Genomic DNA, 8,634 nt, shown 5'->3' on the forward strand with positions numbered 1-8,634 from the left:
CCTCACGGACAGCGGGCTTCATTCATCAAGCAAGGCTATCTGGCGGCATCTGCATCAATGGACTCTGTCCACCCAAATCTCCGCCGTTTGTCCTTGCCCATTCAACCCGGACTCCGAACAGCACTGAATAAGCCCTTGTGCTGGATACCCTCCATCCACACAATCAATATGTAGAATCAAAAATAATTACCTAAAAATATATAGAAAGGAAATTTTTTATTTACTTTAAAAATCTGCCATCAATATTCAATTCACACAATAACGAATTTTTATATAATAGAGTCTGCCGTATTCCATATCAAAATTATATTGAATATAAAATTTTCAGAGTTTTATTTTAAATTATTAAAAACAAAAATTTCTTATTTTTAACCCATAAAAATAGATGCAATCAACCCAAAAAATACTGCCAATCCAACCACAGTACAAATAAGCGGCCACCAAAGATCACGCCAACCTAAACTTGCATTTTCTTTCCAAGTTAAAATATAGGGATCATTCGCATCGACAGGATTTTGTGCCGCTATCTCATCCGGCCATTGAGGTAGCTTGCTGGTCCACATGGCAAACATGCGCCCCAATACATTCAATCCAAAAGCAGGGGAGGCAATCAACTGCAACCAAGGCCACGGCGCCGCAACCGAAAAGCTACTGAATATGCTCCAGCGCCATCCCTCTTTACGTCCATCAAGGGGTAAAATATAGCTATTTTCTTTCAGGTTACTATACGCTTTCTCCACACCATCTGATGCTTCCATATAGGGTTGCAAGAAAGCCCAGAAATTATCAACGGCGTCTGCCTCTGCCACAGGTGATGGGTAGCCTATAGTAAATGACTCCTTCACCAAGGTTCCACTCTCATCCATAACATGGGCGCGTAAATCATAGGTTGTATCGGTGAGCGGGCTTTTGGCGGTACCAAGCACCAGATAAAGGTCATCCCAAGATGCCGTACACACGGTTCCATTTTGCCGGAAAAAATAAACTTGTCGTGTCTTTCTATTGAGGCGCATTGGATAATGTGTCCAGCGTGCGGTCTCTGTCCGCACCAACCAATAGCCAGCAAAAACCAAAAAAAATGAAAGCATTGTAAATATAAAAAATAATAAATAATCCAAATAACTAACATTCAATCTATTTTCAGACAAAAACAAACCGAACACCATTGCAAATATTGCAAATATACCAAAAAAAATCACACATATGCCAAGCCAGGTATTAAATCCTTTAACGAAATACCATCTATCCACCAAATCAATATAATTAGAGTTAAAATTAATGACCGACATATAATCCATAGCAGGACTATTTATTGACCTTCCTTGCAAATATCTATTATTCTTTTCTTCTTCCGTCAGTGGACGATCCACTGGAAAACGAATATTTCTATAATCAAGCCCAGCATAGTCCATATCAGCAATCTATTGAAATATAAATATAGATACTTAAAATTTTTGATAATTTAATCCTGCCAATATACAGTCTAGTCATATAAAAATATATGCAATCAGACCGAAAAAAGCAATCAAGCCAATCACCGTACAAATAAGCGGCCACCAAACCTCGCGCCACCCCAAAACTCCGTTGTTTTTCCAACTCAAAATATAGGGATCTTCAGCATCTACTGGATTCAGCGCCTCTATCTCCTCCGGCCATTTCGGTATCTTGCTGGTCCACATAGCAAATATTCGACCCAATACATTAAGCCCAGACAAAGGAGAGGTAATCAATTGCAATACAGGCCAATGATATCCAATCAAAAATACACGGAATATGCTCCAACGCCACCCCTCTTTGCGCCCATCAATAGGCAAAAGATAAGCATTTTCTTTTAAGTGCTTAAAAGTTTTTTCTACTCCGTCTGGAGCTTCCATATAGGGCTGTAAAAAAGCCCAAAATTTGTCGATAGACTGCGCATCTCCTGTCATGGATGGGTAACCGATAGAAAATGACTCCTTCACCAAGGTTCCACTCTCATCCATAACATGGGCGCGTAAATCATAAGTAGTATCTGCAAATGGACTTTTAGCGGTACCAAGCACAATATAAAGATCATCCCAAGATGCTGTGCACACCGTTCCATTTTGTCTAAAAAAATAAACCTGCCGTGTTTTTCTATTGAGCCTTATAGGATAATGTGTCCACCGCCAAGACTCTGATCTTATTAACCACCACCCCGCCCATATAATAAATAATGAACCTATCGAAAATATAAAACCCAAAACCAAATGCAAGACCCCAAAACCAGCATTTCTATCAGACAAAAAAGAAATATACAAAGCGACTAAGAACAAACCAAAACCGCAAGAAGCAATGCCTCCCCCCATCCATACATTAAACCCTTTAACTGAATACCACCTATCCACCAAATCTATATATCTAGAATTAAAACTAATCACTGATAAAAAATCTCTTACTGGAGCATCTTTTATTTTTTTTTGGAAATATCTGCTATTTTTCTCTTCATCTGTAAGTGGGCGGTTCACAGGAAAACGAATATTTCTATAATCAAGTCCAGCGTAGTCCATATTAGCTCTATATAAAAATATGAATTCCAGAAAATTCAATTTCTAATGGTGTGGATTCGATACGATTTAGTGTAAATTTCTATGTGCTACCTCAAAAAGGCATATGCCACCATACTAAAAAAAGCCAACAATCCAATCAATGTACAAATTAGTGGCCACCAAAGCTCACGCCAGCCCAATTTTTTATTATTTTTCCAACTCAAAACATAGGGATCATTCTCATCGACTGGATTGAGCGCCTCAACCTCCTCAGGCCACTGGGGTAGCTTGCTGGTCCACATGGCAAACATGCGCCCCAATACATTCAAGCCAAAAACAGGTGAAGCAATCAACTGAAACCACGGCCATGGTGCAATAAGCAAAAAGCCACGGAAGATGCTCCAGCGCCACCCCTCTTTACGCCCATCTATAGGCAAAAGATAGCTATTTTCTTTCAAGTGTTTATACGTTTTCTCCACGCCATCTGAAGCTTCCATATAGGGCTGCAAAAAAGCCCAGAAATTATCAATATCATCAGCTTCAGCCGCCAAAGATGCATAACCCATAGAAAAGGATTCCTTCACTAACGTTCCACTCTCATCCATAACATGGGCGCGTAAATCATAAGTGGTATCTGTCAATGCGCTTTTAGATTTTCCGAGCACCAGATAAAGATCATCCCAAGATGCCGTACACACGGTTCCGTCTTGTCGAAAAAAATAAACTTGACGCGTTTTTCTATTGAGACGTATTGGATAATGTGTCCACCTCCATGACTCTGTCCTTACCAACCACCACCCAGCCCAAATAAAAAATAATGCAAATAGAGAAAAAATAAAACCCAAAGCCCAATCCAGAAATTCTAGTTTATATGTCCAATCCGATAAAAACAACATATAACATATCAGAAAACATGCAATCATGCCTCCTGAAATAACCGTACCTCCTACCCAAACATTAAAACCTTTAACTGAATACCACCTGTCCACCAAATCAATATAAGTAGAATTGAATTTAACAACTGACAAATAATCCCAAACTGGACTATTTATAGAATTTTTCTGAAAGTATCTACTATTTTTTTCTTCTTCCGTCAGTGGACGGTTCGCGGGAAAACGAATATTTCTATAATCAAGTCCAGCGTAGTCCATATCAGTATTTTATAGAAATAAAAATTCCCACATTTCAATTTCTTATAACAAAAACCAATTGAGACATATTCTTATCATATAAAAATAGAAGCTATCAAGGCCACAAAAGCAGCCAGTCCAACCAACGTACAAATAAGTGGCCACCATAGATCACGCCAACCTAAGCTTACATTTTCTTTCCAAGTCAAAATATAGGGATCATTCGCATCGACAGGATTTTGTGCCGCTACCTCATCCGGCCATTGAGGTAGCTTGCTGGTCCACATGGCAAACATGCGCCCCAATACATTCAATCCAAAAGCAGGGGAGGCAATCAACTGCAACCAAGGCCACGGCGCCGCAACCGAAAAGCTACTGAATATGCTCCAGCGCCATCCCTCTTTACGTCCATCAAGGGGTAAAATATAGCTATTTTCTTTCAGGTTACTATACGCTTTCTCCACACCATCTGATGCTTCCATATAGGGTTGCAAGAAAGCCCAGAAATTATCGATGGCGTCTGCCTCTGCCACAGGTGACGGGTAGCCTATAGTAAATGACTCCTTTACCAAGGTTCCGCTCTCATCCATGACATGGGCGCGTAAATCATAGGTTGTATCGGTTAGCGGGCTTTTAGCGGTACCAAGCACCAGATAAAGATCATCCCAAGATGCCGTACACACAGTTCCATCTTGTCGAAAAAAATAAACTTGTCGTGTTTTCCTATTAATCCGTATAGGATAATGTGTCCACTTCCAGGATTCTGTCCTTATTAACCACCATCCTCCCCAAATAATAAACAAAGAAACAATAAAAAACACGATCACCAAAATCCAGTTCAGAGGATTCAAATTAGGATCATTTATAAAAGTATAGCTTGCATAAAACAGGAGCAGATCCAAAACTAAGCCACCTGCAAACACAGCACCTCCGACCCACACATTAAACCCTTTAACTCGATACCATCTATCCACCAAATCAATATAATTTGAGTTAAAACTAATTACTGACATAAAATCCATAGCGAGCGCATTTACTTTCTTGTTTTGCTCAAATCTACCTTCTTTTTCTTCTTCCGTCAGCGGACGGTTCACAGGAAAGCGGATATTTCTATAATCAAGTCCGGCGTAGTCCATATTAGCCCTTTAACGCAATATCAAGTTCTTGCATTTCAATATTTAAATCAGAGTATTTATCAAACAAACCAAAATAACACCGCTCCAGCCAATCCTGAATCTTATTATCCTTAAAAATCTCAATCAATACTGCAATTAAAACAGCCAAAACAACCAAAATAATCCCAACACCCGTAGCAGCTGCGCCAAAAATCAATGCACCTAATTTAGTAAATGACAATACTGCGACCAGACTCACAGTAGCACTCCCAGCATAAAGCCAAGCTACAGCGTAGTTCCCTTCCTTAAATTCTTGATAACCACGATAAGAATCCCATATTGTCATTGCTGCTCCGGCAACAAAACCTAATGCTTTAGCCGCATATTGCAATACCCTAGAACAATATTTTTGAATAAATCTTCCTGCTCTACTTCCCGCTTCTGCTGCACTCGTAGACCATTTGTCAATAGTGTCTGCCAATGTACCTGCCAAGGCCGCGCATCCAGCCAGGTACCGCCCTTGGTTTTCATTTTTTTCATGGGCCATGCTTCTATCCAGATCTGAGGCCAGTTTGCTCAAAGCCACCAGCTGCAAAATACCGGTCACAACCCCAAGCCCTGCGGATGAGGGCAATAATTTTTTCCAGCGCATCTGTGTCAAACGCTTGCGGTCTGCTTCTGTCAGAATTGCGTTTTCAGCAAATCTGCGCGCATTGCCCTGTGCATCCACCCCAGGAAAATCCTGCACCACTCTTGCATCAGCCATTATCAGATAGCGGAATTTACCTGTTCCCTGCACAGAAACCCCATAAATTCTTGCTTTGCGCATTTCAATCTCAATGGCTCTATTGAGAGATCTCAAGTCTGAAACCTTGGGATTAACTGCAGACATTCTGCTGACCAGCTCCTTGATGGCATCGCCCTTGGACATTACTGCTTCAACCATCACCACTGGTGATTTCGCTATCACCCCCATCATCACCAGACCAGGACCAATAACGCCATCCACGGCTTTATTGGCAATTTTCGCCAATATGCCACCCATGGCAGATGTCATGCGAATAACGGTGTTGCTAGCTCCGGTTCCCAGGGCCTTTTCAGACTCCTCATAGGCCTGAATCAAAGGATCCCAGGGCAGGCTTTTCAGCGTGTCTGGGCTTAGTCCATCCCCAGTAAATTTATTGATTTCCTGCACGATGGACTCTGTATTCAAAGCCAGGGCGCGCAGAATCAAATTATTTTTTTCAATGCTTGATGCTGCTAACCAGCGCTCATAAAGCGCAAAACATGGCGCATACTGCTGGGTATCTTGTATGACAAGAATTATTTTATTGATATACCCTTCAATGGAAGCGGGATCACTGTCTTCGTGACTGCAATCGAGGTGATTAAATAGCTGTTCGCTTTCTATCCATTTCACATGGGCATTGGCCAAAGGCAAAAGCACCGAGGTGTCGTAGCTGGCCAAGCGCTGGTTCCACTGGCTCTCCCATGCCAGAAGCTTTTTTTCATCGTATTTTTTCTGATATTTTTCCCAAGCATCTTTTCTAGCTTCCTGCATTTCTTCTGGCGTTGGGGTACTCCATTCTTCATAAATTTCCTGCCTGGCTTTCCGGTTTTCAGGAAAAAGCCAGTCAGCAATAGCCATTCCAGCCTGAGCCCCAGGATCATATCCACCATTCAGTAGCTGGTGTGCACGTATCTCAGTGCGAAATATCTGACGATTCTCTGCATCCGCTGTGATAGTTTTTTTGATTTCTTTGATCACAGAAGCTACTGCCAAAGGCCTTTTCTCACTGGCACGCCGTACTACAACCTCTTCCTGCAATTCTGTTCTTATCAAACTGGCAAGGTCTGCAGTAATTCCTACCGGGTCATTGACTGCAATGATGGCAGGAGGGTATCCCCATTGTTTCCCAGCCTCTTGGGCTGCGGTTATCAATTTTTCCTTTTCTTCAGTTAATGTCGCGAGCGGATCTGAAGCATGAGAAAACGATTTATATGCCACAATAACAACTTCATCATGGCTGTTTCTTTCTGGAATGGGTACATTGTATTCACAAACAATGTCTCCAATCCTCTCCATGGAAGCCGTATGCGCTTGAGTGGCAGCACCACCACTATCTACCCAAGCCTTAACATCAATAACTTGCATATGCCTTTTTCGGCATTCTTGAGATCGATGTTTTTCAAAGACTTTCTGAGTCCATGGAGTATCTGAAAAAGCAAACCACACCTTTCCTGCATTTCCGGCATCTGGAATCATGACACAGCCAGCCAGTGGAGGAGTTCCGTGTCGCGAACAAACCAGGCTCAACTCATTGGTGTGGGGTGGCGCCTTTTGTCTATAGTCGAACTCTTGCAACTCATAATTTTCAGACACCAGATAGGCTTTCCACTGTCCTCGTACTTCGTTAAAGACATAAAGATAACCAGGTCGCAGTCTACGGAGGGTGTAAATTGCAGTTTTTGGCAATGCAATATCATTAACGCCTTGCCCAAATGGCGCAATTAACCCGGGTGCTTTGGTTTTTAATTCAGGGCTATTCCAAGCTAACGCATACCTGACTGGCATTATTGGCAAACCAAATCGAGTACAGTCAGGGCAATGTTCCTGTTCTGCATTTTTATTTGTACCCATTTCTACCCCCTCAATACTTCAATTCCGAAGAAAATGCATCATCTGGTATTTTTTGGCACGCGCTCACATAACTTATCTCACCGCTTTGGGCCAGTCTAAGACAATCGTTCAATGCTGGTGCCTGATGAATTTGAGCCCCAAATTGGTAGCTTTGAAGCGCATATAAACATAGATCCTCTCTATCTTTCAGCCCTGCGCTGCGTGCAGAAAATATTTGATGTATCAGAAATTTTGGATCCGCTTTGACATATGCATTGACTCCGTGGCTGTAATGAATTTCCTTCAGACACATATTCAGAACTTCAATTTCATCCAGAATCTTCCATTGCGCATCACTGAGATCCAGAACACCTAATTTATTTTTAGGGGCTTTGGGGTTTTCCTGCGCATGCCATCTACCTTCAATGGTGTCATGCCAACTCCAGCATTCAATCAGCCCCATCAAGGTTGATAACTGACTGGAATCAAAAACCCAACACAGTTGCCGAAACACTCTAGGGTCATGCATACGCAGCCATACACGACCCCAGGGGTTTAGTCGTCGGCAGATGGTTATGCGCTGCCAGTGAACTTGAAGTGTTTTTATGGGAACTGAAGATTTCAGCAATCCACTGAATAATGGTTTTCCAAAATCATTGATACACAAGTTAGAGCGATCCAGCAGCTCCATGCGCTCTAAAGTTGATAAATCTTCGAGCGATAACAGCAATGGCATCAACTTTTGGTGTCGGTCCAGCCCCCTCGGGATCAAGCGCAATGTATTTAAATCTTTGTATTGCTCTTCTGGAATATCCAAAGGATTGATGACGGCGTATTCATGCGTCAGAACTGGTGAATAGTCGAGCGTCATAGCGTTCGCCCCACCTCAATCCAAAGGGACCACCGCGCCACCGGCAGAATCGGCCCGTAAGGCGCCAAGCTCACACATCTTCGGCTCAGACTTCAGAAACTTGGGCTGATCCACCGATGACGCTTGCGGCCCCACAAATTTATGTGACCCGGCTTTGAAGGTCACTGCACCCGGCGCATGAATCTGGATGTTGCCCCCTTCCAGCCGGATATAGCCTCCGCCTGCCGTGAGCAGCAAATGCTTTGCCGCCAGCACATTCGCTCCTTGCGTTGTGCTGGCAAGCGTGACGCTTTGCTGCGCTGCCATCTGGCTGGGGCCTTGCTGGCTTTGCACCTTCACCGCACCATCTGCAGCATGCAGCTTGATGCCGCGCTCCGTGTTGGGCTCTGAA

At 42.7% G+C, this 8,634-nt stretch carries 7 protein-coding genes; all 7 read right to left on the minus strand.

Features of this window, described 5'->3' with window-relative positions; all coding sequences use genetic code 11:
* Positions 1-368: 368 nt before the first annotated feature.
* On the minus strand, positions 369-1,412 hold the full coding sequence (locus QEP11_RS17485) for a DUF6708 domain-containing protein (RefSeq protein WP_284337931.1): 1,044 nt from the start codon (positions 1,410-1,412) through the stop codon (positions 369-371).
* A 75-nt stretch (positions 1,413-1,487) separates the two neighbouring features.
* On the minus strand, positions 1,488-2,528 hold the full coding sequence (locus tag QEP11_RS17490; RefSeq protein WP_284337932.1) for a DUF6708 domain-containing protein: 1,041 nt from the start codon (positions 2,526-2,528) through the stop codon (positions 1,488-1,490).
* 86 nt (positions 2,529-2,614) lie between these two features.
* Entirely contained in the window at positions 2,615-3,658 is a 1,044-nt protein-coding gene (locus tag QEP11_RS17495; protein ID WP_284337933.1) for a DUF6708 domain-containing protein, read from the minus strand.
* 74 nt (positions 3,659-3,732) lie between these two features.
* On the minus strand, positions 3,733-4,773 hold the full coding sequence (locus QEP11_RS17500; RefSeq protein WP_284337934.1) for a DUF6708 domain-containing protein: 1,041 nt from the start codon (positions 4,771-4,773) through the stop codon (positions 3,733-3,735).
* A gap of 1 nt (position 4,774) precedes the next feature.
* On the minus strand, positions 4,775-7,393 hold the full coding sequence (locus QEP11_RS17505) for a T6SS effector BTH_I2691 family protein (protein WP_284337935.1): 2,619 nt from the start codon (positions 7,391-7,393) through the stop codon (positions 4,775-4,777).
* Positions 7,394-7,403: 10 nt separating this feature from the next.
* Positions 7,404-8,243: a DUF4123 domain-containing protein gene (locus tag QEP11_RS17510; protein ID WP_284337936.1), complete on the minus strand. Its 840-nt coding sequence runs from the start codon at positions 8,241-8,243 to the stop codon at positions 7,404-7,406.
* Positions 8,244-8,258: 15 nt separating this feature from the next.
* Positions 8,259-8,634: DUF2345 domain-containing protein (locus QEP11_RS17515; protein WP_284337937.1), on the minus strand; the 376-nt coding region annotated here is incomplete at its 5' end.

The organism is Comamonas halotolerans (genome assembly GCF_030162935.1).
Lineage (GTDB): Bacteria > Pseudomonadota > Gammaproteobacteria > Burkholderiales > Burkholderiaceae_C > Comamonas > Comamonas halotolerans.